The sequence below is a fragment of the Desulfosporosinus nitroreducens genome, from assembly GCF_023897015.1.
Lineage (GTDB): Bacteria > Bacillota > Desulfitobacteriia > Desulfitobacteriales > Desulfitobacteriaceae > Desulfosporosinus > Desulfosporosinus nitroreducens.
Map to the genome: position 1 here is coordinate 71,842 of NZ_JAMHFY010000018.1, position 26,970 is coordinate 98,811.

At 43.2% G+C, this 26,970-nt stretch carries 20 protein-coding genes; 2 read left to right on the plus strand and 18 right to left on the minus strand.

Translation table 11 applies throughout. From position 1 onward, the window contains the following. Positions 1-33 precede the first annotated feature (33 nt). From M8E35_RS18000 to M8E35_RS18040, 9 genes are all read right to left on the minus strand, one after another. Positions 34-1,137, minus strand: a complete 1,104-nt coding sequence (locus tag M8E35_RS18000) for a glycosyltransferase (protein WP_252470884.1) — start codon at positions 1,135-1,137, stop codon at positions 34-36. Next, on the minus strand, positions 1,130-2,368 hold the full coding sequence (locus M8E35_RS18005) for an O-antigen ligase family protein (protein WP_252470885.1): 1,239 nt from the start codon (positions 2,366-2,368) through the stop codon (positions 1,130-1,132). The genes M8E35_RS18000 and M8E35_RS18005 overlap by 8 nt, the downstream gene beginning before the upstream one ends. Before the next feature lie 40 nt (positions 2,369-2,408). Beyond that, the gene (locus tag M8E35_RS18010; protein ID WP_252470887.1) at positions 2,409-3,617 is read right to left on the minus strand and encodes a glycosyltransferase family 4 protein; all 1,209 of its coding nucleotides are present in this window, start codon (positions 3,615-3,617) and stop codon (positions 2,409-2,411) included. Between the two features lie 73 nt (positions 3,618-3,690). Further along, entirely contained in the window at positions 3,691-4,764 is a 1,074-nt protein-coding gene (wecB, locus tag M8E35_RS18015; protein WP_252470889.1) for a non-hydrolyzing UDP-N-acetylglucosamine 2-epimerase, read from the minus strand. Positions 4,765-4,771: 7 nt separating this feature from the next. Continuing rightward, positions 4,772-6,220 carry an O-antigen ligase family protein gene (locus tag M8E35_RS18020; RefSeq protein ID WP_252470891.1) on the minus strand — a complete coding sequence of 483 codons (1,449 nt, stop codon included), beginning with the start codon at positions 6,218-6,220 and terminating at the stop codon, positions 4,772-4,774. Further along, positions 6,207-7,547 (minus strand): flippase, encoded by a 1,341-nt coding sequence (locus M8E35_RS18025; protein WP_252470893.1) that lies wholly within the window; start codon positions 7,545-7,547, stop codon positions 6,207-6,209. The genes M8E35_RS18020 and M8E35_RS18025 overlap by 14 nt, the downstream gene beginning before the upstream one ends. Continuing rightward, positions 7,544-8,431, minus strand: coding sequence for a hypothetical protein (locus M8E35_RS18030; protein WP_252470895.1), 888 nt, complete (start codon positions 8,429-8,431; stop codon positions 7,544-7,546). The genes M8E35_RS18025 and M8E35_RS18030 overlap by 4 nt, the downstream gene beginning before the upstream one ends. Next, entirely contained in the window at positions 8,421-9,527 is a 1,107-nt protein-coding gene (locus M8E35_RS18035; protein ID WP_252470897.1) for a DegT/DnrJ/EryC1/StrS family aminotransferase, read from the minus strand. The genes M8E35_RS18030 and M8E35_RS18035 overlap by 11 nt, the downstream gene beginning before the upstream one ends. Before the next feature lie 232 nt (positions 9,528-9,759). Further along, the gene (locus M8E35_RS18040; RefSeq protein WP_252470899.1) at positions 9,760-10,605 is read right to left on the minus strand and encodes an N-acetyltransferase; all 846 of its coding nucleotides are present in this window, start codon (positions 10,603-10,605) and stop codon (positions 9,760-9,762) included. Between the two features lie 177 nt (positions 10,606-10,782). Between M8E35_RS18040 and M8E35_RS18045 the strand changes: the two genes are divergently transcribed. Next, entirely contained in the window at positions 10,783-11,016 is a 234-nt protein-coding gene (locus tag M8E35_RS18045; protein WP_252470901.1) for a type II toxin-antitoxin system HicB family antitoxin, read from the plus strand. A 568-nt stretch (positions 11,017-11,584) separates the two neighbouring features. Here the strand turns inward: M8E35_RS18045 and M8E35_RS18050 are convergent. The 7 genes from M8E35_RS18050 to galU all read right to left on the minus strand — a co-directional run bounded on the left by M8E35_RS18050 (position 11,585) and on the right by galU (position 21,020). Next, positions 11,585-12,628, minus strand: coding sequence for a Gfo/Idh/MocA family protein (locus M8E35_RS18050; RefSeq protein WP_252470903.1), 1,044 nt, complete (start codon positions 12,626-12,628; stop codon positions 11,585-11,587). A gap of 437 nt (positions 12,629-13,065) precedes the next feature. Next, positions 13,066-14,421, minus strand: coding sequence for a nucleotide sugar dehydrogenase (locus M8E35_RS18055; protein WP_252470905.1), 1,356 nt, complete (start codon positions 14,419-14,421; stop codon positions 13,066-13,068). Positions 14,422-14,518: 97 nt separating this feature from the next. Further along, positions 14,519-16,393, minus strand: a complete 1,875-nt coding sequence (locus tag M8E35_RS18060; protein ID WP_252470907.1) for a polysaccharide biosynthesis protein — start codon at positions 16,391-16,393, stop codon at positions 14,519-14,521. Between the two features lie 141 nt (positions 16,394-16,534). Then, on the minus strand, positions 16,535-17,653 hold the full coding sequence (locus tag M8E35_RS18065) for an acyltransferase (protein WP_252470909.1): 1,119 nt from the start codon (positions 17,651-17,653) through the stop codon (positions 16,535-16,537). Between the two features lie 312 nt (positions 17,654-17,965). Beyond that, positions 17,966-18,604, minus strand: a complete 639-nt coding sequence (locus M8E35_RS18070; RefSeq protein ID WP_252470911.1) for a hypothetical protein — start codon at positions 18,602-18,604, stop codon at positions 17,966-17,968. Positions 18,605-19,133: 529 nt separating this feature from the next. After that, positions 19,134-19,877 (minus strand): hypothetical protein, encoded by a 744-nt coding sequence (locus M8E35_RS18075; RefSeq protein WP_252470913.1) that lies wholly within the window; start codon positions 19,875-19,877, stop codon positions 19,134-19,136. 255 nt (positions 19,878-20,132) lie between these two features. Further along, entirely contained in the window at positions 20,133-21,020 is an 888-nt protein-coding gene (gene galU, locus M8E35_RS18080; protein WP_252470915.1) for a UTP--glucose-1-phosphate uridylyltransferase GalU, read from the minus strand. A 235-nt stretch (positions 21,021-21,255) separates the two neighbouring features. Between galU and M8E35_RS18085 the strand changes: the two genes are divergently transcribed. After that, complete coding sequence (locus M8E35_RS18085) at positions 21,256-21,666, plus strand: putative ABC transporter permease (protein WP_252470917.1); 411 nt, start codon at positions 21,256-21,258, stop codon at positions 21,664-21,666. A 193-nt stretch (positions 21,667-21,859) separates the two neighbouring features. Here the strand turns inward: M8E35_RS18085 and clpP are convergent, their stop codons facing one another. Beyond that, complete coding sequence (clpP, locus tag M8E35_RS18090; RefSeq protein WP_252470918.1) at positions 21,860-22,477, minus strand: ATP-dependent Clp endopeptidase proteolytic subunit ClpP; 618 nt, start codon at positions 22,475-22,477, stop codon at positions 21,860-21,862. Positions 22,478-22,573: 96 nt separating this feature from the next. Next, complete coding sequence (locus M8E35_RS18095) at positions 22,574-26,893, minus strand: non-ribosomal peptide synthetase family protein (RefSeq protein ID WP_252470920.1); 4,320 nt, start codon at positions 26,891-26,893, stop codon at positions 22,574-22,576. Between the last annotated feature and the right edge of the window lie 77 nt (positions 26,894-26,970).

Here is a 26,970-nt window from a genome sequence, read left to right on the forward strand (position 1 = left end):
TCCTTTCAAATTCGAGCATATAAAGAATTAACGTTATACTTTCTGACTAGTTTGGAGTAATTGCTGATACACGGCTTCCATTTGAGTTACATTTTTTTGCCAATCATAGTGCTTTAACACATTTGCCCTGCCTTGTCGGCCTAACTTATCTCTCAGGGCAGGATCTTTAATTAGACGTTCCATAGCCTCGCCTAACTCGGCGATATTTTCTGAAGAAACAAGTAAACCTGTCTCTCCTTCTATAATTACTTCGGTTAATCCGCCGACCCTGCTGGCAATCACGGGACGGGCGCAGGCCGATCCTTCCACTGCTGTTACGCCGAAGCTCTCTTGACGGGAAGGAATGACCACAATATCAATACTTTGATAGAAATCAGCAACGTTAGCATTGGGAAGTTGCCCCAGCCATTCAATATATGCGCTAACTCCAAGCTTCTCTGCTAAGTCCTCTAGCTGGCCGCGCTGCGGGCCTTCCCCCGCAATCCGCAGACGAGTCTGTGGAAACTTGTAATGAACCTGAGCAAACGCCTCGATCAAAAGATCTAATCCATACACAGAGTGCAGGCCTTTGGCAATTCCGAACACAACGAGATTATCTGTTCTGCCGCTGCCGCTTTTCGGATAAGAAACGTGTTCTCCCTGCGGGGGAGCAAAGCGAGTCGTATCCACTCCAAACGGAATAATTTCTATAGCTTGTTCCGAGCCAATATAGCGATGCATCTCCTGGGCCATTATTTCACTGCTTGAGCATAGCACATCTGCACGACTCAGAATCCATTTTAACAGTCTTCGATGCAAAAAAGAGGTTCGGGGAAAAGAAAAAATATCACTGCCCCAGGCGGAAATAACCAAAGGATGCCTGCGGGTTAACGCTCCTAGCAAGCCAAAGCTCGTCGCATAATGTGAATGGATCAGATCCGGTTTAATCTCGGCGACCTTTTCCTTGACCCAAGTCTGACGCAATAGTACATCCACCTTATCTCCGGCCAAGCGAGGTATGACATGCACTTTAATCTTCGGCAGCTCTGCAGACAGAAAACTTAGGATTTCTACCTCCCACCCTCGTTCTGACAGAGCTAACGCCCATTTCTCGGTATGAGTGCTGGCTGCGTTGGCCAATAAGCAAAGTTTAGCCATCCCAGCCCTCTCCCCAAGGTTTCCATTGAATGGCTAGGCTCAATCCCCAGAAAGCCCAAACCATAGGGTCTTCGAAAAACCTGCCTTCCCCCTGGGAGCTGAGCCAAACCACGAAAATACTGATTAACATCGCTTGTGCAAAAGAATTCATCTGATTCAACACACGCAAATTCATAGTCGCTATAATAATAAGAAAAACAAACATGCTTACAAGGCCAAGTATGCCCATCTCAGCCGCTACTGTAATTAAACTGGTATGAGAACGAGTGACTGCATCACTCCAAGGTACTAGATAATGGTACGGCTGTTCTATTGCCCACTGAAAATTTCCCAACCCCACTCCTGTCAAGGGGTCTTCGATAAACATGGCCCAACCGCCCTTGATCAGGTGCTCACGCTGTCCGAGAGCGCTCATCCCAGTGAAGAGTGTTTCAAAGCGGATGCGGATACTTGGGATCAGATAAAGAGCAATTGCCCCCACCCCTCCAAGCCCCATTATACTCCAAGTCGTCCTGCGATTTTTCGCTGAGCTAATGGCTATAATAACAATTCCTATCAGCAAGGTCAACCAGCCTGTTCGCGAAAACGTAACTCCCAGAGCTGCCACTTGGATGAGGAGTGCCAATGCTGTCCCGATATTTAAAAACCATTCCCGCCGCACGAGAAGGAGTAAAGTCCCCAGGATAGAGATATTCAAGTAACGTGCAAATAGATTAGGATCAATGAAACTTGCATTCACCCTCCGTACTCCGGAGATATTAATACCTCCGCCCCAAATCCAGTTCCCACTAAAATATTGGGCTAGTCCAATGAGTGCAGTAAGAGTCGCCATAGCAAAAATCACCTTAAACACACGGTCAAAGACTGTTTTTCGGTCCGCACCCAAAGCCATGCTTATCCCGACAGCAAATAGAAGAAGCAGGCGCACCCCTTCATTAATCGTTGTTTGTGATTGCAAGCTTGTGGTCAGTGAAACAAGGACAGCGATAAACAAGGGAATGACCGCCCAAATCAATGGAACCCCAGCAAGACGCTTTAAGGTCTCCCCTATTCCTAATTGAACAAAACGCACTGCTCCCCAAGCTAACAAGAGAATCATCCCTATGCGCAAAAAGGTTAAAGAGGTTGGCGTATCCGCACCGCTTTGATAGGGGGGAAACAGCACTTTACTGATATCCCAAGGCACCAACGCAAAAAACAAGGGAATAATCCAATCACCCCACCGTTTCACACAGCCACTTCCTCTCATTTATAAACTGCTTAACCTCCGGCTATTTTAGCTCTTTTAGCCACTGACTGACGATGCTGTCCCAAGAATAATGCTCTTCTACATAGCGCCTGCCGTTCTCTCCCATAGACTTACCCTGGTCACTTAACTCGTATAGGGAACGGATGGCTTGGGCCATCTCAACAGGGTTTTCCGGTTCAACGGTAAGTCCTGCTCCAGCCTCTCTGATCAGCTCTACGGCTTCCCCTTCTCCACTATAGATAACAGGAACTGCACAGCCCATAGCCGGAAACATCTTAGACGGACGTGCCCCTTCAAAGAGTTTTAGCTTCTTTAAGGGAATTATACTTCCTGCAGCTAAGGACAAATAGCGCGGCATATCTGTAACCGGTTGAAATCCGAGAAATTGCACATTCGGCAGCTTCATCTCTTTGGCCATTTCCTCAAGTCTCGGCTTTTCCGTCCCATCCCCTAGAAAGAGAAAATGATACTGTGGTTCAGAACGTAATAAGTTAGCTGCTTCCAATACGCTTTCTAACCCCTGCGCATATCCCATCGTCCCGGTATAGACCAAGACAAATTTATCTTGAAGTCCCAGCTTCTCCTTAAACTCTTGATCTGGTGGAAGCGAACAAAAGAGATCGAGGTTTACTCCGTTAGGCAAAAAAGCGATTTTCTCAGGCGGTATTCCCCGTTTTATCCAAGTGTCGCGAATTCCTAACGTTACCGCAGACAGTTTCCAAGAACGATTGTAGAGCCAGGTTTCCAAGGCCTCTGTCATACGGATCATCGTCTTATTGGTAACCAATCCCAAAGCTACTGCGGATTCCGGCCAAAGATCTGAAACATTAAACACCAAGCGGGCACGTTTAATCCAGCTTCCGAGCACAGCGGTCATCCCCAGAAATAGTGGCGGGGACTCCACGAAAAGGACATCACAAGGCCCTGCCTTTAGGATTCCCCATAAAGACGAAAAGGTAAATGAAAAATAATTTAAAAGGCGTTTCCAAAAATGTCCCCTTTGTACGGGGTAAACCCACGTCCGGTAGACCGTTAATCCTTCCACTTCATCTTTCATAGACCAATATCCTCGATACTTTGGCGGAATCACCCCTGAGGGATGATTAGGAAAGGCAGTGACAATGACAACCTCATGCCCCTGGCGTTGCAATCCTTTTGCCAGTTCTTTAAGCCGCACTTGGGCAGCCCCTGTTTCCGGAGGAAAGTATTGGGTCAAAATTAAAAATCGCATTGATTTACCTTCCTTATCCAACTTTCTGAGATTGGAGCAATACTTTATTTATCGCCAATTAAAGTCACAAACTTTAGTATTGGTTAATATTTTTCATTCCAAACGTTGCTACAATTTGTTCTGCGGCCTTGCCATCACCGAAAATACTCGGGCGGTTTTCAGGAGGAGTAAACATCTCTACAGCCTCTAGAATTTTCTCTTCATTCGCGCCGGTCAAGCGGTTCCATCCCACGTCGACTGTTTCGACCCACTCTGTTTCATCCCTCATCGTAATGCAAGGGACACCCGCAAAATAAGCTTCTTTTTGGACTCCGCCTGAATCCGTGACCAGTTTTAAAGTATGCGCTTCAAGTGTAATCATATCAAGATAACCAACCGGCTCAATTACGTTGATTCGATCAAGCAGTGAGGTTAAACCCAATTCATGCACTATCTTACGGGTTCGAGGGTGTAACGGAAGGACCACAGGCAGTGAAATCTTGGATAATGCTTTTAATATTTGAGTTAAACGTGCTGGATCGTCCGTGTTTTCAGCGCGATGTATTGTACAGAGAATATATGATTTTGGTCCCAAACCCAGCGTCTGGAGAATATTTGATTTTTCCTTGGCCAACTCAAGGTTATAAAGAAAAGCATCGTACATGACGTCTCCGTCTTGAGCTACTCCCTCAGTAATCCCCTCAGCGCTAAGGTTCCTAACGGCAGTTTCAGTCGGACAGGAAAGCCAACTGGAAAGATGATCTGTTAAAATTCGGTTAATCTCTTCTGGCATTCTGCGATTAAAACTTCGAAGTCCCGCTTCGATATGGATCACTGGGATATGAAGCTTCGAGGCTGCCAAAGCTCCCGCCAATGTCGAATTCGTATCCCCATACACTAACAGAGCATCAGGAGTTTCTTGAATGAGCACTTCCTCAACCTTTTCCAGGATTGCCCCAGTCTGAGCGCCATGTCGACCAGAACCGATTCCTAGGTGAAAATCCGGTCGAGGAATATGCAATTCATCGAAAAAAATATCAGACATGTTAGTGTCATAATGTTGTCCGGTATGAATTAGTATTTCTTGATGGTCCCTTCTTAAAACACGGGAGACTGAAGCCGCCTTAATAAACTGGGGCCTTGCTCCTACGACCGTTGCAATTTTCATAGTTTCCTTATTCCTTTCTTATCTGTTGGTTGGCTAACTGAGAAACTGAGACTAACATTGCCCAAAGGATCCAAAGCAACGGTTCTTCATATAATCGTCCTTCTCCTTGAGCACTGATAAAAATTGCTATTACTCCTGCTACTATGCTGGCATTCAAAAACCGCAGACGTTCATGACGGATTGTACGGGAAATGTCCCACCCTCTCTGGAGTGTCTTACCAAAAAGAAAATAAAGAACGGCAAAACCGATAATCCCAGTTTCCGCCAATACGGTAAGGATCGCCGTATGCGACAGAGAAACATAAAAAGTAGAGTAGGGATTGAAGTAAGGATAGATCGTTGTAAAGGCTACTCCAAAGGCCCCCACTCCAATGCCCACCACCGGGTGATCCCTCACCATGGCCATTCCGGACCGCCACAAATACTCTCGAATCCCTCCGGAGGCACTCAATAAACCCGATCGCAAACTCTCTATCCGTGCCATGATCGCCGGATTCAAAAAAGCTGCCGCAATAATGGCAAAAATCATTAGCACCATGGCATAGAGTGTCAATTTGCGTCGGGGAATAAGAATCACGAAAATGATCGCCGAAACACCCAGAGCCAAAATCCCGCCTCGTGATCCGGTGATTCCCAAACCGGCACCCTGAAGCAAAATGGCGACGAGCGGTATAACACGGGATGACCATGATGTGCGTCGCTCGAGCTCAGCCACGGAGAACAAGAACGTGATAACAAGAAAACGGGCAAAGATATTGGCATCGGCAAAGGTGGCGTTAGAGCGGCGATTAATGACGACAGCCGAGGTCGGGATGAAAAACCACTCTGTTAGATACTGCACAATGGCAATTAAACCCAGAACCGCTCCAGCTGCAATCAGCGTATAGCCTAAGCGCTGCAAATCCTTTTCGTCTTCGACGTAGGCTATGACAAGGTAAAGGGTGATAATCAAGGAAAGCAAGCGCACGGTTTCTGCAAACGAATGTGCCGGCGCAATAGAAAAGGCCGTTGAAAGCAAGTAAACTCCTAAAAGCGCGATTGGGAGCCATAAAAGAGCATCTGTCTTTATACGTTTCCAAATCTTAAATTTATCGGCTATGTGTGCCCGATGGTCTTTATGAGTCTGCCAAAGATCACATAACCAACGCAGGCCTAAGGCCAGTTGTGTAAGACGAAAAAAATCTAAGATTGAAACATTAAAACCAGCTAATCGCTCTGGTAAGCTGTAAGCCGGTATGAACATTTTCGAAACCTCAAGGGGAAATGTGACGATAAGGACTGCCGGCAACCACCTGGGACGTTTTACGGCAACCCAAACAATCCCCCACAGATAACCCAAGGTTATTAAAGTCGACGGATAATAGACCCAGCGAAGGATCATATAAAGCCATAAAATGGTTACAAAGACTTCAAGAATCAGGAGCAAACGGTTTTCACTCAGATTATTTTTTTCCATCTTGCATCTCCTTTCTCCTCGAGATCCATTTAGTGCTCACCTGCTTAATAAACAACGTCATCTCTCTTATGTCCTCCCGCGTAAAAATAAAAACGGTTTTAAACTTTTCGCCGCTTTCACGGCGGTAAAAAACATAGTTCAGGGTAAAAAGTGATATGTAAACTAAACTCGAGGCCATGGAGGCTCCCATAATACCCCAAAGCGGGATGAGCGTAAAATCAAGGATCAGGGTTAGTACGACCGTGATCCCGGAAGAGATACTTGAGTAAATCGGCTTTCCTCGGGCCATTAAATCCCCCGAAAGCACTACGGATCCACCAAGGGCCACAATCCCAGGCAATAATACCAGCAAAGGGTAGAAAGCTCCACTAAAGCGAGCCCCAAAGAAGAGGAGAATCAGCGGGTAAGCGATTATAGCCATTCCGAGCGCGGCAAGAAAGGTCAGCATTATGGTTAGGCGCGTGACTTTCGGAGTCATAGAGAAGGTAAGGCTGTCTTTCTCCGAAGCAAGTTTTGGAATGAGAGCCGTATTGACCGCATTGCCCAAGTATCCGACCATTTCGGCGAGGGTGACAGCAGTGGCGTAAAGACCAACTTCAGATAAGGGCAAAAATCCGGCGATTATGAAGAGGTCAAGTCGATAGTTTATGACCATCATGACGTTAGCTAAGTAGGACTTAGCCCCATAGCTGAGAGTTTGCCTTATGTACGACAGGCTAAAGACGTGGAAACGCCAGCGGACAATCTTCGCCATTTCTGGCAGCATATACAGGGTTGTCAAAATATTTCCTGCCACCCATATCCCAAACCCAGTGGTCACCGTCAAATGATCCAAGGCAGCTGCTGCCGAAACTCCTGCGGAGAGGACAACGAACTGAACCAGTAAGGCCAAGTTGTACTTGCCTATTGAGTCCAATCCCCATAACACACTCAACCAATACAGATTAAGCAGTCCGAAAGGAATTGCCAGCAGAATCAATCCCAATTGGAGGGGCGTTACTGCCTGCATGTACCCATCTTTTAAAAAATGATAAGCAATACCTACACATACAACCATAAAACCGCCCAAAAAGGCAGCCATACCCAGGGAACTTCCCACGGCCTTTTTCCCATCTTCGGGGTTTCGTGCAACGTAGTATGTATTGGCATAATTCAATCCTAAACTGCACAGCGGTACCAATACCGTGGGGATCTGGACAAGAAAGGAATACAAGCCCTTTCCCACGGGTCCCAGTACGCGAGAGATAATGATTTGAGTTACCATGGAAAAAACAACGCGTCCCAGGGTTCCAAACAGGGTCAAAAAACTGTTTCGAACAAAACTCATGGTTTTTCACCATTATCAGGATTACCCCACAAGACATCGGGATCCACAGTCTCCCGTGTGACCACTATACTTGACGGGAATATGGAAGAATACTTTACCTCTAAAACATTCCCGTTTTTCAGCAGATCTCTCTGCTCTTTTGTCAGATAAAATGTCCAAGTATATTTGGCATTCGGCCTTGGCGCCAGAGTGATATAGTAGGGATATTTTTCGAAGTCAAAATCCCTTTCCAATTCTAACCCTTTGATCATGGTGGTTAACCAAAGATCAGTGATATAGCCCGTAGCTACTTTTTGGGTATTAGGGACTAGTTCGACAATACTATCCCCCGGTGAGTGATACGTTACCTGAACACTGTTCAAGGTTTTAAGAGTTGCTAGTTTAGCAGCATCAACAATAAAGCGTTGAACTGTGTCCTCTTTAAAGGAGTATACAACACAATAGAATTGATCATTGTTCTTTGGAGAAATTCTCTCTAAAGAATTGATTTCTCCATCCATGATCCTTTCCTCTGGAAAGACCGTCGTCACGTATGAGACATAATTGTCCACCCCAACCCATTCAACCTTTTGACCTGGGCTTGGTTTGTCCTGCGGGGTAACAAAGGATATTAGGTTCTTTCTGCCTTGAGCTGTTTCTACTTCATAAACCGTTCCAACAAAGAAGTAATGCTTTATATCAATAAGTTGACCTTGACCGATCTCCAATTCTCCGTTAAGAAAACGGGTAGCCCCACTCTGTGCTTCCTGGATTTCGGTTTCTGTAAACGGCCCTTTTACCTGTTTATACCCTGAAAAAATACCCAAGAGCACAAATAGAAACAGGCCGATTAGAACAAGATTCCCTCTGCGCAACGGTCCTAGCTTCCTAACGCTATTTTCCACGGTATACTCCTTCGATCACGCGGACAATTTCTTCTTGCTCCGTTCTTGAAAGTTCGGGATAGCAAGGAATTGCCAGGGCTTCCTTACATGCTTTCTCCGTGATTGGGAAGGAGCCCTCTTTATACCCCAAATCATGAAAAGCCTTCTGTAAATGCAACGGAACCGGATAATAGATTGCACAGGCGATATCCGCTTGTTTCAGCGCCTCCATCAGTTCCTGGCGACGATCCGACCGTAAGACATAGAGATGATATATCGGGGTGCCCGCCGGATCCCGGCCAGGCAGAGTGAGTGGCAGTTGCCCTAATAGTTCGTCATAAACTGCCGCCTTTTCCCGACGACCTTCATTCCATCCATTTAAATAGCGTAACTTAACCCGTAAGATGGCAGCTTGAAGCTCGTCAAGACGGCTGTTATAGCCGATCTTATCATGATAATATTTTACTTGGCACCCGTGAAATCGCAGCATACGCAATTCTGAGGCCAAATGCTTGTCGTTAGTGACGATCATGCCTGCATCCCCATAAGCCCCTAAATTTTTGGTGGGGAAAAAACTAAACGTTGCAGCATGTCCAATTGAGCCAGCTTTTTTACTTTTGTATTCTGCTCCAATAGCTTGAGCAGCATCTTCAATGACCTTCAGGTCGTGGCGTGCGGCGATTTCCATAACTCTCTCCACATCCAGCATCTGACCAAAAATATGTACAGGGATAATGGCCTTTGTCCGAGAGGTTATTTTCTTCTCTAATTGAGTTAAGTCCATGTTAAGTGTCACCGGGTCAATATCAACGAATACAGGGGTCGCACCAACCTGAGCAATCGTTTCTGCAGAGGCAAAGAATGTGAACGGAGTAGTAATTACTTCGTCTCCAGGTCCGATGCCAAAGGCTTTAAGAGTCAGCACTAAAGCATCTGTACCGTTAGCAACTGCGACAGCTTCCTCCGTGCCGCAGAAAGCCGCAATTTCTTTTTCCAAAGCCTTCATCTGCGGCCCCAGAATATATACCGACGAATCCAGCACATCCGTAATGGCTTGATTGATCTCATCCTTTATCGTCAAATACTGAGCCTTAAGATCTAAAAGAGGAATTTTCATTATAATCTTCCCTTTCTCTTCTATATTCAGCCCACGGCACTAGAAACAGTTTGTGGGTTCATTTTGTTGGTCTTTGAGGTCTTTGCAAATAAAGGGCCATTGTACATTCACACACCTTACGTTTCACTTGCTTGTTGGATGTTGAAGTCTTCAACATCTGCACTCGCTTTACTGTGAACTTCACTAATGTTCACTTAGTAATTGTCCCCTCAATTTCTGGTCGCCCGGGGCGCTATAGTAGCTCCTCTTCTGGAACTGCTCGAAGATCTTTGGCGGGGAACCCTTTGATAACTCGCTTTTCCGTGGTATCTTTGCTAACCAAAGCCCCTGCAGCTACAAAGGTTTCCGGGGCTACCTTCACGCCTGGCAAAAGGATCGAGCCTCCGCCAACACGGGCTCCTCGCTGAATGGTGGGGCCTTTGATTTCTTTAAAGCGTTTTTCTGTTCGTCCCATGTAATTGTCATTTGTTGTCGTAACCATGGGAGCTATAAACACTCGTTCTTCGATTTCCATATAGGCAGTTATATATGAACCTGTCTGTATCTTAGTGAATTCGCCAATCTTAGTGTCATTTTCTACTACTACTCCGCTTCCGATAACCACGTTCTGCCCAATTGAACATCTCTCACGAACGACTGCTCCATCTCCGACAAAGGCCTTATCAGCATAGTTGGTGCCGGCATAAAGAACGGCAGAACATCCTATCGTAAATCCATTACCCATCTGAAGAGAGGGCATGTCCGCTTGTGCTTTAACGGTACTCGTTGCCGAAGCCTTCGGCAAACGTCCGATTGAAGAATTGCTGCCGATAAACCCATCTTCCCCAAGAATAGTTTGCGGATAAATGGTGGTATGATCTCCTATGCGAGTTCGCTGTCCTATTACTGCACCTCGACCAATACTCACATAATTACCCAGCTCAACCCCGTCCCCGACTCTTGCTCCGTCGCCAAGGACACACCCAACTCCCAAGATGACATTTTCCCCAAGCACAACATTTTCTCCGATCACACAAAACGGCCCGACGGTTGTGGTTAAGGGCACGGTTGCACTATGGGCTATGAGATTATGATTCATTATTCTTCGCTCCTTTCATGGAAGTCAGTCAGATCTTATCCATCCTGGATTCGCAGACCAAGTAAGGTTAACTACAAGGTATAATTTACGTTTTCACCTAGTTTATTGTTCATGATATAATAATTCAAAAAAGGAAACCTTTGGCTATTAACAATGCAAACTAATGGAGGGATTCAGATGAGCAATAGATTCAAAATTGTTTTAGATTTCAACGAAGAAGACGGTGGTTTCACTGTGACAGTCCCGGCCTTGCCTGGATGTATTACTGAAGGAGATACTATCGAAGAGGCGCTAACTAATGCAAAAGAAGTCATCAAGGGCTATCTAAAAGCTTTAGAGATTCAGGGGCGTCCAATCCCGCAGGGAGAGTTTCTACCTTTTGATAAACAAGAACTGGTGATCAGTGTATGAGAGTTGGGTTACAGCCGCTCCGCCCCCACGCTCGCAGACCAAACTAAAGGCAAACCTGCTAATGCAAGCGGGCGGGGTTCCGCCAAATTCGACATCCGTGTCTCAGTTGGCGCGGGATCCGTCCTTGGATCCCGCCCCGCTGATGTAAGGCAGGTTGGCCTAAGTTTGGTGGGCTGCTCACGTAGAGGGCTCACTTGCTGTAAATCAACTCTCCTAGGCTAAGATTACGGGTCTTTCGAAGCTATGCATGTTTCCATAAATGCTACGAAGACAATCATGCACGTTTCTCATGAGCAGTACGTGGATTTTGATTTACAAAAGAGAACGACTTAAGCGAGTAGCTAACCAAACTTCGCGAAAAGCAGGCAGCGGAGACGAGTTGGAAACAAGGACGTTTCCAACCGGCACTGAGCCAAGGTCGCCTGCCACCATCCTTGGTTCCGGCGACACTCGGCCGTCCTTGGCCATCGGATGGCGAATTGCCGGGAACTCGTCGGAGCGGACGGCTTTGAGCGGTAGTTTGGTCTACGCAGCTTACGGAGCGAACGTTGTAAATCAAAATCCGCCCCTACTCAACCAATGGAAACACGATCGGTTCCTTCGTCTCCTGGCACTTATAAATCGCCAGAATAATCTCTAATGCCTTGCGTCCCTCTTCTCCCGGTATGGCCGGTACTCTGTCTTCTCGAATCGCTTGAATCATATCTGAGATGATTTCTCGGTGGCCAAAGCCGTAAACGTTTGGAGGGTCTCCAGCTTGGCTGGCGAAGATCTTTTCTTTTTCCTCTGCGCTGTCTGGGAATTCCCAGACTTCGATGCGGTTGACTGCGATTCCGCCGACAATGACGGATCCCGTCTCACCGAAAACGTTTAAGGTCTCTTCAATGTTCGTAGGGTAAATAGTAGAGGCCGCCTCAATGATTCCGATGGCACCGCTTTTAAATTTGATAACGGCTGCTCCCATATCTTCCATTTCAATTTTGCGCATAAAGGTTTCTGTATATCCAAAAACTGACTCCACGGGTCCAAAGGTCCACTGCAAGAGGTCAATGTTATGTATCGACTGATTCATGAGTACCCCGCCGTCATGGAGTTTTGTCCCGCGCCAAGGTGCTTGAGTATAATAGTTATCATTCCGATTCCAACGCACTGTAGCCTGTCCATGAGTCAATTTACCAAAACGTCCATCTTCTAATGCCCCGCGAAGGAGTTTCACTGAGTCATTAAAACGGTTTTGATGAATGACACCTAATTTTACACCCGCTTTACGGCAAGCCGCAATCATGGCATCTGCTGTTTTCAAGGTCATAGCCATCGGCTTTTCTACAAGTATATGTTTGCCGGCTTCAGCTGCAGCAATTCCGATTTCGGCATGTATGCCACTGGAAGTTGCGATCGTAATGACATCAATGTCTGTCCTTTTCAGCATTTCCATATAGTCGGTATAGGGCTCTGCCCCATATTTATCGGCAAAGGCTTGGGCCAACTCTGGCACTATATCACATACGGCGACTAGGTCTGCCTCAGGAAGGGAAACTATAGATTCTGCATGTTTTGGGGCAATTCGCCCACACCCTATAATTGCAAACCGAATTTTGTTTTCTCCGTTCATATAAATACAACCACTCTTTCCTTGATTTATCAATTCCGAGACACCCACTTCTTCAAGTGGGTGTCCCTTATTCTACTTCGGTGACGATAGTCTCCGGTGGAGAGTATCGCCGAAGCCGTGGTCCCAATAGGAATGCCTACCGGCGTAGGATAGAGTATCGCCGAGCGCCTTTCCCAGCCGAGCGCCTTTCCCAATAGGAACACTTGGCGCGAAGGAGGTAGACTCCCCAAAGTCTCGATGTTCAGCTTTAGCTGAACGAGTTCACTTTCGACACTTAATGGAATTATCCACTTCTGAGGCTGTAGAGCTAAGGGACTGTCTGTCGGGGTTAGTTTTAAGAATATGCTGTTCTCTGCTGTACTGTACAGCTTTAAGGGGAATCTGATGATTCCCCTTAAAGCGTGGGTTTCTATACTTTAATCGCCATATTTCAGAGTCTAGATTTTAGCGATCTTCTCACGATTGCTGAGGACATTTTTCGTGGCATTACGGGTATCCACTACGAGTTTGGCCTTGTCAACAACTCTCTCATAATCTACTGCCGTATGATCGGTTAGGATTAAGACAGCGTCCGAATTAGCTAAGACTTCATCCGTCAGCGGGACACTCTCCAAGTGAAGCATACTTCCACCGTGTGGCTCAATAACCGGAATATAAGGGTCATGGTAGGTGATACTTGCTCCTTGCTTGCGCAAGAGTTCGATGATTTTCAATGCTGGAGATTCGCGCATGTCATCAATATCCTTTTTATAGGCTACCCCAAGAACAAAGATCTTAGCATCTTTCAAGCTCTTGTTGACACTATTTAAGGCACGCACGACTTTGTTGATAACATAATATGAAACTTCTACATTGATCTCACCAGCAAGTTCAATGAAGCGGGTATGGAAATCATATTCACGAGCTTTCCAGGTGAGGTAGAAGGGATCAATAGGGATACAGTGACCTCCTACTCCCGGACCAGGGTAAAAGGTTTGAATTCCGAATGGTTTTGTTCCTGCGGCTTCAACAACTTCCCATATATCGATTCCCATGCGGTCACAGAGCATCATTAGTTCGTTCACCATAGCAATGTTTACCGCTCTGTAAGTATTTTCAAAGACTTTGGTCAACTCAGCCGCCGCTGGTGAGGATACCGGAACGACATTGGATATGGTTTGGGTATAGAGTGAATAAGCAATCTCTAAGCATGTCGGAGTCATCCCTCCCACCACTTTAGAGGTGTTTTTCGTACTGAAGCGTTTGTTGCCTGGATCGACGCGCTCCGGCGAGAAGGCGAGGAAAAAGTCGTGACCCACTTTGAGTCCTGTCTTTTCTAGTAAAGGCAGAATGACTTGCTCTGTTGTGCCTGGATAGGTCGTGCTCTCTAAGGTGATTATCTGGCCCGGACGAAGATATTTTCTGATCTCTTCTGTCGATGCCTGCATGTAGGAAATATCCGGGTCACGGGTGATCGTTAAAGGCGTGGGTACACAAATGATTATGACATCGCATTCCGCTAAGCGCGAGAAATCTGTGGTTGCGATCAACAACCCGCTCTGCACAACGTCCTTGAGATCTTCATCTTTGACATCCCCAATATAGTTGTCCGCTGCATTGACGCGGTCAACACGTGCCGGGTTGATGTCAAAACCTGTCACGGGAAATCCGACTTTCCCTTTTTCTACAGCTAAAGGAAGTCCTACATATCCTAAACCGATAACTCCAATTCTAGCTTCATGCTTTTCTATTTTTTCTTTGAGAGCTTTGGCTACTACATCTTCGTCAGTTATTACATTCTGTACGGTTAACATCTTATAAATCTCTCCTTAATCCCATTCTAAGACTCCCACTCCATAGTAGGAGTTTCACTTTTCTGTTTCGTCTCAAGTCTGGCTTTTGCTAGCAAGTTCAGTGATTAACCAAAACTTTTTCCACCTTCTTACGGAAAGTGGGGATCACGGTCTGCAACAATTCAATAACTTCATCTCTGGTTAAAAAGCTGCCTCGTTCTCGAATGACATGGGTTAACTCTTCCAGGAGTTTTACGTCAATTCCATTCGGTTTTGCAACGAAGATTCTACTGTGTTTAGTCGACGTGACTCCTTCTTCAGCCGTCAATAATTCTTCGAAGAGCTTTTCACCCGGCCGAATCCCTGTGAATTGGATCTTAATATCAACATCGGGTTGGAAACCCGAAAGCCTGATTAGGTCTTTGGCTAAATCCACGATCTTAACAGGTTTCCCCATATCTAAGATGAAGATCTCACCGCCGCGTCCCATGGCACCTGCTTGGATGACTAACTGGGCCGCTTCAGGAATTGTCATAAAGTAGCGAACCATATCCGGATGAGTAACCGTAACTGGGCCGCCTTGAGCAATTTGCCGTTTAAAGGTAGGAATCACACTGCCACGGCTTCCTAAAACATTGCCAAACCGGACGGCTACAAACTTCGTTTGAGAACGAAGATCCAAGCTTTGGATAAGCATTTCCGCGGTACGCTTAGTAGCTCCCATAACACTTGTTGGATTAACCGCCTTGTCTGTAGAAATTGAAACGAAGGTCTTTACTTTTACTTGATCGGCCGCTTCAGCTAAATTCTGTGTCCCAACAACATTATTCTTCAGAGCTTCTTCTGGGTTTCTTTCCATTAGAGGGACATGTTTATGGGCTGCAGCATGGAAGACAACACCCGGCTTATATCTTTTAAAGATTAAGAAAACCTTTTCCCGGTCTTTGATATCCAAGATCTCGGTTATATAGTCGATTCCCGGATGTTCGACACGCAATTCTTGTTCGATGTCAAAAATACTGTTTTCCCCGTGTCCAAGCAGAACCAGCTTCCCTGGATTAAACCTGGCAATCTGACGGCAGATTTCCGAGCCGATCGATCCACCGGCTCCTGTGATAAACACCGTTTCTCCTGCAACATAACCTGCTACTTCCTCCAGATCAACGGAAACCGGGTCACGACCAAGCAAGTCCTCCACCTGAACTTGTCGAATCGGGTTAACATTTATGTCTCCGCTAATAATGTCATAGACACCCGGCATTATTTTTAAAATGACCCCAGATTTTTCGCATATTTGCACAATTTCGCGAACGGATTCGCCTGAAGCCGATGGCATGGCAATGATAACTTCATCCACATTATGTCCTTTAACAATACGGGCAATATCGATCCTCGTGCCTAAGACTGGGATTCCAAGTAACTGCAACTTCTGTTTCGAATGATTATCATCGATAAAACCAACTGGGCGACCATCCCGATAATTACGGTTTTTTAATTCTCGTGCAGCTAATACTCCAGCATCTCCTGCCCCAACAATAAGTACTTGTTTCTGCGAGCCTGGGACATGACGATCTAAGGTATTTTCCTGTAAGATCCGCCAAATAAACCGCGAACCTCCAATCAAAAAGACCATTGCCAGCCAAAGAAGCACCGCAGCAGTATGCGGCATTCTAACATAAGAGAGAGTGTCAGCATTAGAGAGACCATAAAAATAAACCGCCGCGACAGTTCCGCCCGTTCCAACGGAAACAGCATAGACAATTGAGAGTAACTCCCCTGTGCTTGCGTACTGCCAAAGCCGGTTATACAGCCCAAAGACATAGAAGACCACAAGATATAAAATAGTCCCGCCAATGGCTGTGTGATAATAGGTTTGATAATAATCTAAAGGTATGCCTTCTTCAAAGCGCAAATAAAAACTGCCGAAAGCTGCCAAGTTGATTAACAAAGCATCAATCAGCATTAAAATCAACGTACGTTTGCGGAATAACACGTTGCTCAACCCTTTCTCGCTACACCTCAACATTAAACTTTATCGTTCTAAAGTTTACTACAACTCACATGGTTTTACAACTATGAACAATGGGCAGCCTCTGTTCAAGGCAACTCAAAAAATCCCTTTAATGATCTTAATTTATGGTCTATTTCTGCTCTGAGATCCTACTAAATAGTAACTAAAAGGAAGGAAACTAAGCAGCCTAATACTTAAATAGCTTAAAATAATGGTGACAGCAAATACTATTGGATAAAAAGCCCAACTATCAAAATCAATCTGATAGTTTTTGAGGATTTTGATAGCGGATTGGTTAAAAAAGATATGGATTAGATAGATTCCAAATGAATAATCTCCGATCCTTTTAATAACTTTAGCAAGGATACTTCTCCTTTTCCCAAGAAAGCTCATAGACACATTAAAGAGAAATAAAAAGGTGATGACTCTAAAAACAGGATATATGAGCTCCGGACCTATGAAGAAGTAGGCTGGAATGGAGTCATATCTATAGCCTGTCGATAAACCGATAATTATAAAAAAACTAGTTCCTAAAGTTAGGGCAATGGACATGATGAATAAAAAGGACTTTGGCAACGTGAATTTCCTCTTAAAGGAGTCAAAATGATCCCAGGTATAAATCCCTGAGCAAAAGTAAAAAAGAAAGCCCATAAAGTTAATTTTTGTACCTGATAAATATGAGGTGTGCAGGCCAGCCATAAATAACGTCTGTATCACTAACATTAGAACCAACAACTGTTCTGCTCTATTTCTCTGTTCGAATAACGAGTAAATTCTTATGATCAGGGGATAGAGGATGTAAAATTGAATGATGATCGAAAAAAACCATAGATGATATGAAGCATCTGCAAGCCAAATATTCTTTAGTAAAAGTGCAACGTTAGTATCCAACGAGCTCTTTTTCATGATGTCCCAATTGTTAAATGCTGTATATAAGATAGAAAACAACAAGTATTGGGGAATAATCGAGCGTACTCTTTTTCTGTAGAACTCCTTTAATGAAAATGACTCACGATAGTTCTTAGCTAACACAACCCCCGATATCAAGATAAACAGCGGCACTGCGAATTGAGAAAAAATATCTGCCCATAAATTCACCAGAACCAGGGAATTAAACTGCTTAACTTCTGTAAAGTAGCCTGTTGTATGAATAGCGATTACTGCTAAAACCCCAAATCCTCTTAAATACCCAATTTCCTCAATTATACCGGGTTTAGCAATACTTGTTCTGCTTCGAATCATGTAGATATTCCCTTCTCTGATTGGTGGGTTCTCCGGGTGCAACGAGTTTTCTATATGGAATTGAAGCAACGAGTTCACTAGAGGTGCGCATAGGTTTAACTGAGCACTAGTTTATCATACACCCTGGTTTTATGCATAAAAAAACTCGGCAAGCGCCAAGCTTTAAGAGTGTGGTCAGTCAAAGGCCAAAGCTGCTCATCGCTTTCCAAGCCTAACACGGTGTCATCGTCACAGTTGGATCTTAAAATAACTTAAGCCTATATACCTAAAAAGGACTACTTAGTCATTTTGACTGTAGCCCTTTTTAACGAATTACTGTATTGTACTCTCTCCCGTAATTATCCAACGCGAATTTTGTTTAACAAGATTGACACGAACTTGAACAATCTGTTCATGCTCTTCCCCGACTGCAGTTCCATCAGTTAAATTGTAATCCCTTGCTGTATAACGATAATCCACTCGCAGGGTGGCCGTATTTTCAGTGATACTTTCCACATCAACCTGGTCGAAGACTATTCGACTCACATCTAAGCCTATGCCTTGTACCAAATACTCCTCTGCCCGTCTCGCATGTTTTTCAAATAAATCCCCCGTATACGCTTTAGCTAGTTTGAGACGAAAGCTAGCCATATCTGTTGATTTCCAGGCTCCGAAAAAAATTCCGATGTTCTGCTTATAGTCTGTGATAACTTGTTGCGCCATGAGTGAATCCTTATTAGAAAGGGAGTGAAGATCACTTTCAGACATGCCGGCTGTTGCAGGGTCTAGCGGCGGGGTCTGAATCGGGTCATTCACGGTACCCGAAACTGTCTGTATCTTATCTTGGCCACGCAACTTGGAGATAAATGAAGTTGGGGAACTCGAATTCGTGAGTAAAGACACACCTAGTGTCCCAACCAGTACACCAAGTCCTAACGCCAGCGCTCCAAACAAATAATTCATCTTACGCATAAAGACCAATATCTCCTTCAAATGGTTTTTATTACTATATTGACCAAAGTAAGGGGATATTAGACATTTATTTTCTACCATTAATAAATAACTCAAGGCCTGTCCATTATAGACGGCCTTGAGTTATTTATCATTTATTTAATTTTAAAACAATCTTGATCAGCTTCTAACCTTGTAAACACAAGGTCATTCTCCACTAATCCAATTGCCGATTCAATTTTCAACGGAATAATATTCTCAATTTATTCTTTTCGATAGGCCGGTCTCCCTCCGCTTTAGCAGATTGTCAATCCATAAAATAACCAATTTGATGGATCAATATATATAAAAAATCCGAGAGTCTTATAATGCTCATCAAAACATTGTACTTCTTAGTCTTATCTACGTCTTATCTACAAAAACCTCATTATTAACTACAAGGGCGCCATTGTGCACCTTGAATACAATTTAGTGCAGTTAGTTATCGCTTATAGTGCTACAGCTAAGCTTCATTTCATTCTTATGTTCATTGCCTCAGTTAATACCTAAATTATGTCCGTTTGGTTGCAAATGGCGTCGCTCCGTAGATTTTTGAACTTGCGTCATTGCGCATAAGATGAGCATCGAGATCGTGAATTCCTTGGTGGAACTGTTCGATCCTGGTTTTATCCTTCGAATCAAACGAATCGATCCCACTGTTTAACAGCACATCCAGGTAACTCGTAAAGGCTGAAGCTTTAGAAGCATTCGCTTCATTTTTATACTGCTTGTCCAGCAATGTTTTATGGAATACAATGTACTTCTTAATGTCTTCTTCGTTCATCTGGGGACCCGCTGCTGGCCCATAGAGATAACCATCTACATATTGGTGGATATTCCATGCGGAGCCAAAGGCTAATGTTTTTGCATCATTGCTTAATGCAGCCTCTCCGAAGAATGCAGTGATAGACGGCGCCAAGTCTATCAGCTTAGTGTCCGGTTCCTTGTACTTATTTTTTGATCCCGAATCACTTTGTGGAGGTGCATTAATGGTCGTGGGTGCTGCAGTGGGCGTTGTTTCCGCTCCTCCTTTTACTGCAGGTGGAGCAGTCCCTTCAGGCAACATCGTGCCATTACTGCCGTTATTATTGCCGTCAACGGCTGGTGTTTGAATAACCACCTGGTCAGTAATAGCGCTTTGTTGCCTAAAAACCTTCCAGACACTTGGGCCATACACCCCTGCTGCAACAACAGCACCCGCAAGAACTAACGTTCCGGCTAAGGTTACTATCCTCTTTTTGTCTATTGGTATCATTAGTCTCTTCCCTCCTTTAGACTTTTTTTATACTACGAGAGCATTTTACCAATTTTTGGGAGAGAAGGGTGTCGTTTTTGCTGTAGAGTCTGGTTCATTTTCTGTTCTCTATGTTCACGAACTGTCAAAAGCCTTCAAGCAGTCCGTATAATTCGCGATAATCAAGCAGCATTGTCCAAAAAAAGTCGGTAATTTAAAGGCAAGGAACCTCTGTAAAATATAAAACCCCCACCAACGCGGTGAGGGTTTGAAATATTATCTGTTCTCGGCTTCCCTTCGAACTAACTCTCGAAGATAGTCAAATAGGTCTTCCGAAAGATCTCCTCTGCGCAGGGCATAGTCGATCGTTGCTTCCACAAAACCTAGCTTATCTCCGACATCATACCGACGACCTTCAAATTCATAAGCGAGTATTTCCTGATAGCGCCCCAGTTCCTTTATTCCATCTGTGAGCTGTATTTCTCCACCCCTGCCAGCTGGCAGACACTCCAAGATACCAAATATTTCAGGGTTTAAGATATATCTACCCATGATAGCTAAGTGAGTATCCGGAGCCTCCTCCGGACGCGGTTTCTCTACCATATTCTTGGCACGATAAAGTCGATCAGCAAACTTCTCACCATCCACGATCCCGTATTTAAGAGTATCCTCGAGTGGAACCTCTTGAACTCCTACTATACTTGCCCCATAGCGCTGATAGTGATTGATCATTTGCTTCAAAGCAGGCACTTCTGAATAAATGACATCATCCCCTAAAAGGACCGCAAACGGTTCGTTACCAATGAATTTCCGGGCACTGTAAATTGCATGTCCCAGGCCTAAGGCTTCTTTTTGCCGAACGTAATAAATATCCGCCATCTGAGCAATATCCTGAACCAAATCTAGAAGTTCGTCTTTAGCATTCTTTTCCAAGAAGGCTTCAAGTTCCATCGAACGATCAAAGTGGTCTTCAATGGCCCGTTTATTTCGTCCTGTCACAATAACAATATCTTCTATTCCAGATTGGATAGCCTCTTCTACAATGTATTGAATAGTTGGTTTATCCACAATCGGCAACATTTCTTTCGGTTGGGCCTTTGTTGCTGGTAAAAAACGAGTTCCCAGCCCGGCTGCCGGTATTACTGCTTTACGAATCTTACGCATTTATAACGCCTCTCCTTTTGTTATAAGACTTTGTGCGCTCTATTAAGGTATCTTTGAGCATACATAATATTCGCACATTCTTTACTGGGAGGGTTTCGACATACAACCATTAATTACCTTCTGCCCTCAGAGTATATGTAAAATAATTCAAATTATGGTCTTTTAAAAGACTATTTTCCCAATACATACCATATATTTTTGGAATGCTCTAAAATTATCTTACCATACTAAGAAAATGGAAAAACTTAAACGCTTCTTTATCTACGGAATTATTGGCCTCGTCGTTGAGGTCATGTATACGGGTTTAGCTTCCCTTCTCAAAGGGGACTTAAGCATGCAAGGGTTCACCTTCTTAATAATGATCCCCATATATGGACTCTCGGTATTTCTAGAACCCTTACATACCTCTCTGCGCTCTCATTCCTGGTGGATTAGGGGTTTAATTTATCTTGCCGTAATCTGGACGATAGAATATTCCAGCGGTTCGATCTTGGCTTTAATCTTAGGAAGTTGCCCTTGGCAATATAATGACTCGTTAAATATTAACGGGTACATTACCCTCCGAATGGCACCCGAATGGTTTCTTGCCGGATTAGGGTTCGAATATCTCCATGATTTCATGGATAAATTACCCTTCAAAATATAAAGACGATATAAAGACGGATCTCGATACCGCTATTCGGCAGCACTGTTGACGAGACTTTTTTTCCTAGTCAGATTAATTAGTCTGACTAAACTATTATAAATGCGTGCCAAAGAATTGTTTTATGGTTACAACTAAGAACGCAAGGGCGATAAATCGCCCTTGCGTTCTTAGAGTTATTACTCTTTGTCTTATTTTACTTTTCCTTTTCTACCGGAGCTTCGAGTTTTTCTAGAACTTGGTCAACGAGCCCATATTCTTTGGCTTCTTCGGCTGTCATATAATAATCGCGCTCTGTGTCTCTTTCAACTTTCTCAATGGGTTGCCCCGTTCTCTCAGCAAGAATTCTATTCATCTTTGCTTTAGTTCTGAGCAATTGTTTAGCATGAATTTCGATTTCAGTCGCTTGTCCGGAAAGTCCATGCCCACCAATTAACGGCTGATGAATTAAGACTTCAGCGTTAGGCAAAGCTACTCGTTTTCCCTTAGCACCGCTTGCTAAAAGGAATGCCCCCATACTCGCTGCCATTCCGATACAAATCGTACGTACATCTGAGCGAATATATTGCATGGTATCATAAATGGCCATTCCTGCAGTGATCGAACCACCGGGACTGTTAATATACAGATTAATATCTTTTTCAGGATCTTCTGCTTCGAGGAAAAGCATTTGTGCTACGACAAGATTGGAGACATCATCATCAATGCCACCCCCGAGGAAGATAATACGATCTTTCAAAAGACGAGAGTATATATCGTAGGAACGTTCCCCACGATTTGTTTGTTCTACTACCATTGGGACTAGATAACCCATTTACAATTCCCCCTATTCACTTTTATTAAGGATACTGTACTTAACTCATTATATTCTTGCCGATTAACTTTATTTTAGTACAAAGGTCAGTTAAGGTCAAATGATTTGTTGTAAAAAACCTACCTGTATCATATAATCTAAAATTTTCTTCAGATAATCCTCAGTAATATCTGGCCATTCAAACCCGGTTTCGTTTAAATAGGCTTGAGTAATATTACTCTCGATCTCAACGTTACGCTCCGGGTCAATATCACGCCCCTTAGTCAAGTCTAAAACAAATCCACTGAGCGAAGGCAACGACTCTACATAGTATTCGATTAATTCGTAAAACGATTTCATATCTAAAGGCTTAATTCTGATATCCTGTGTATGAAGGATATCGATTAGTTTTGTCATCTCGATTTTCTTATGGTTAAACATGTGAAATACTCGACCAGCTCGTGCATTTGTCTTAATAATATTGATAATGCCTTGAGCGCAGAAATCTACTGGGGTAAATTCCAGTTCCTGATGCAGTTTATCACTTGGAATCGCTCTTATCTCCAGTATCGATTTTAGCTTCTGATAAAAAGCATTTTCGTGAATATTTTCTTGGAATTGACCATCTGAATATCTGCCGGTCAATACTCCTACTCTAAAAACACTAGCTTGAAGTCCCAATGAGGTTGCTTTAAAAATATTCACCTCTGCCTCAAACTTACTTCTAATATATAAATTATCACGATAATTTTGACCTATATACAGTTTAGTTTCACTAAAACACCTGTTCTCAAATTCACCCGTTAATTGATTCCCAGCAATACTTAGAGTGGATACATGGTTCAAAGGCGTGCTGAAGGTTAAGCAAAAATCTACTACCTCCTGTGTTCCTTGGACATTTACTTTCTCAAAATCAGAATAATCTCCATAATGTTTAACCAGCCCCGCTGCATGAACCACAGTTGAAATATTCTTTCCCAACTTCGTATAATCTTCAGAAGTTAGGCCAAGAAGTTTTCGGGAAATATCTCCTTTGATAATTTTTATTCTATTATAGTCACATTTGGCTGATTCCGAGAAGTAGCTATTAAATAGGCGTCGAAATCGTCTCTCCGTTTCAGTCCCGCGAACTAAACAGTATATAGTGCTTGACGTACTATTCAAGAGTTCCCAAAGCAGATGCATCCCTAAAAAACCAGTTGCTCCCGTTAAGAGTACGTTCTCCTTCAAAACAGGCTTCAAGCTTTGCAAAGGTCGATCATAATCCCCATCTGGCTGTGGAAATTCCTCCTCTAACTTAATAATTCTGCTTTCATTAATTTCTCCCCTTACCTTATCCGATAGTTGTCGAATCGTGGGATAATCATAAAAGTCCTGCGCATTTAAATCCCATTTTCTAAACCAAATCTCTGTGAGTATCTCAATAATCGCGAGAGAATCTCCCCCAAGAAGAAAAAAGTTATCATCAATGCCGACATCTCCAACTCCTAGTACTTTGGACCATAGTCTAACCAATTCTTCTTCTATTGGATTTCTCGGAGGTATCAGTACTGTATCCTCTAACTCTGCTCTCGATATCGGATCAGGCAGACTTTTTTTATCTACCTTGGCGTTGGGAGTCAGGGGGATCGCGTCAAGCCACACAAATTTTGCAGGAATCATATATTCTGGTAAACGTTGCCCTAAATATCCTCTCAATTCTAAGGTAGAGCAGGCCTTATCTCCGACTAAATAAGCACAAAGATAATTCTTCTTATTCCCATCCTCACGAGTTATGACAACAGCTTCTTGTACTTGTTCATGTTTAATTAAACATTTCTCAATTTCCCCTAACTCGATGCGAAAACCTCGGATTTTGACCTGATCATCATTTCGACCTAAATATTCAATCTCCCCTTCTGGAGTCCAACGTCCAAGATCTCCGGTTCTGTACATAATTTTCCCTTCATGAAAAGGATCGGGAATAAATCTTTCTTGGGTAAGATCTGGACGATAGAGATATCCTCGAGCAAGCCCTTCTCCTCCAACATAAATCTCCCCTGTTACTCCCATAGGTACAAGCTCCCTGGTACTATCAAGAATATAAATCTGAGTATTGGCAATAGGCCTTCCTATAGTTACGTGATCATCTTGAGTTGCCTCTTTATACATACACCACACAGTCGTTTCAGTAGGCCCATACATATTGTAAATTCTTGCGGCCGGGGCAACTTTCTGCAGTTTATTGAGCACTACTTCAGAAAGCGGTTCTCCTCCGATGAAAATATCCATTAAGGGTGTCAAACCTGCAGAACATTTAGGGTCTTTTAACAGGGATTGGATTTTTGATGGTGTAGCCTGGAGCATCTCAATATTGTTCTTCTTGACAAGATCGAACAATAGATTTGGAACTATCTGTTCGACTTCATTAGCCATAACCACACATATCCCATAGGATAGCGGTACCAGAGTTTCCATAACAAAGATATCAAATGCTACTGTGGTCAAGGAAACAATTGCCTTACTTTCTGAGAAGCGAAAAAATTTGAAGAGGGCATGAATAAGATTATTAACCGATCGATGTTCAATCATTACTCCCTTGGGAGCACCCGTTGATCCAGATGTATAAATTACATAGGCTAGATCATTTGGCCTATTAACATTGTCCAGATCCGAGGCTAACCCTGAGTATAATGATGAATCATTAAGATCGATCTGCTCTAAGCCTAAGGTTCTTTCTAACTTTTCAACAACCTCCTTTTCCTTAATACTAGAAGGATTCGTTAAAAATATATGTGTTCGGCTATTACGCAACAGATCCTCAATTCTAGCAACTGGGGATTGAGGGTCGATAGGCAGATAGGCGCCTCCTGCTTTGAGTACTGCCAGAATACCAATCATCAGTTCAGGGGAACGACTGAGCATAATCCCTACAATATTATTTAGGGTTACACCTTTTAGCCTTAAGGTCCTGGCTAGTTGATTGGCACGCTCATTTAATTCTCGATAAGTAAGCCTGTTATCATTAACAATTAAAGCAGTATGCTCTGGTGTTTTCATCACCTGTTCTTCAAACAACTGATGAATTAATTTTCCTTTAGGATAATTTAGCTTTGTAAGGTTAAGTTCATGGACAAGTTTGTATTTATCTTGTATTGTCAACAGAGAGATTTGGGATAAGGTTTTGGAAGGCTCTGAAATTGCGTCTTTTAAAAGATTTATAAGGTAACGATGAATTTCTTCAACTTCTTCATCACTTAAAGCTTCAACTAAATAATCATAATCAAGCCTAAACATTCCATCATCTTTCCAGTCACCCATACTAAGAGACAGCGTGTTAATTTCATTACCATTAAAACCCCAAAAGGTTTCTAAATCCATATTTTTAACATCTAATTTAGAAATATGATATGAAAAAGCAACGTCGTTTAATGCTCCCGAATACCCATGCGTGGCCCGAATATCTTTCAGTATTTCTTTATATGGGTAGCGTTGGTTTTTTAATAATCGCTTCCATCTCTTGGAGATACGATCAAGGTAAGTTAGAAAATCCTCTTTGAGATCGAGAGTTAATCGAACGGGTATATTACTGATAAACATTCCCGCCATATTTCTCTGTTGATGATTTGCTCTGTTAAGTACTGGAGTCCCAATCACCAGGTCCTGTTTAGACGTTATTTTAGATAGGCATAAGGCAAAAACTGCGAAGAAAATCACAAAACCTGAAACATTATGTTTTGCTGAGAAAAGGTTAACCTCTTCGCTGAGTTCACGGGGCATAATCTTAGTCCTTCTTTTAGCCCTGCTGTCCCTCTTCCTTTGAGTTCTTCTATTCAATAAAGTGAACTCGGGAATTGTCTCAAATAATTGTTGCCAAAAGATTTTTCGTTCCTTATGTTTAGGGGAATTACCATAATTAGTTTCCTCTAAAATATATTCTATGTAAGAAGGTTTTTCTTCAATCGAAAGGGGTTCATTGTTTACTAAATCCTTGTAAGTATTTAGTACTTCCCTGATAATCATCGTATGACTCCACAAATCAGCAATAAGATGGTGAAATTTAAAATATAGAACTGTTTTAGATTTACTTAGTTTGACGAAAGCAATATAAAATAAGTCATCTTCTAAGACCCGAAAAGGCACCTTTGTTTGTTGTTCCTCCCAATCTTTAAATGCCTCTAATCCAACTAAATTGCTAAAATCTAAAAAATTGACTTGGTATTCCTTGTACTCGGATATATATTGATGAGGTTCTCCCTCAATCATAATAAATTTCAAACGAATGGCTTCATGTTTTTGAATGATTATGTTGACCGCTTTTTCAAACACTTGAAAATTAATATTTTCTCGGACTGTTACTCCACCTACTAAATTAGCATAGCTTGTGTTTTTATAGAATGTTTCAATATCCCAAATGGATTGTTGCGGGAAGGTCAGAGGGTATAACACTGGCTCCATCATTCCATCCTCCTAAATTCACATTTTATATTTTACCATCTATGCACAAGTACCCAGGAAAGAAACTTTTATTATTT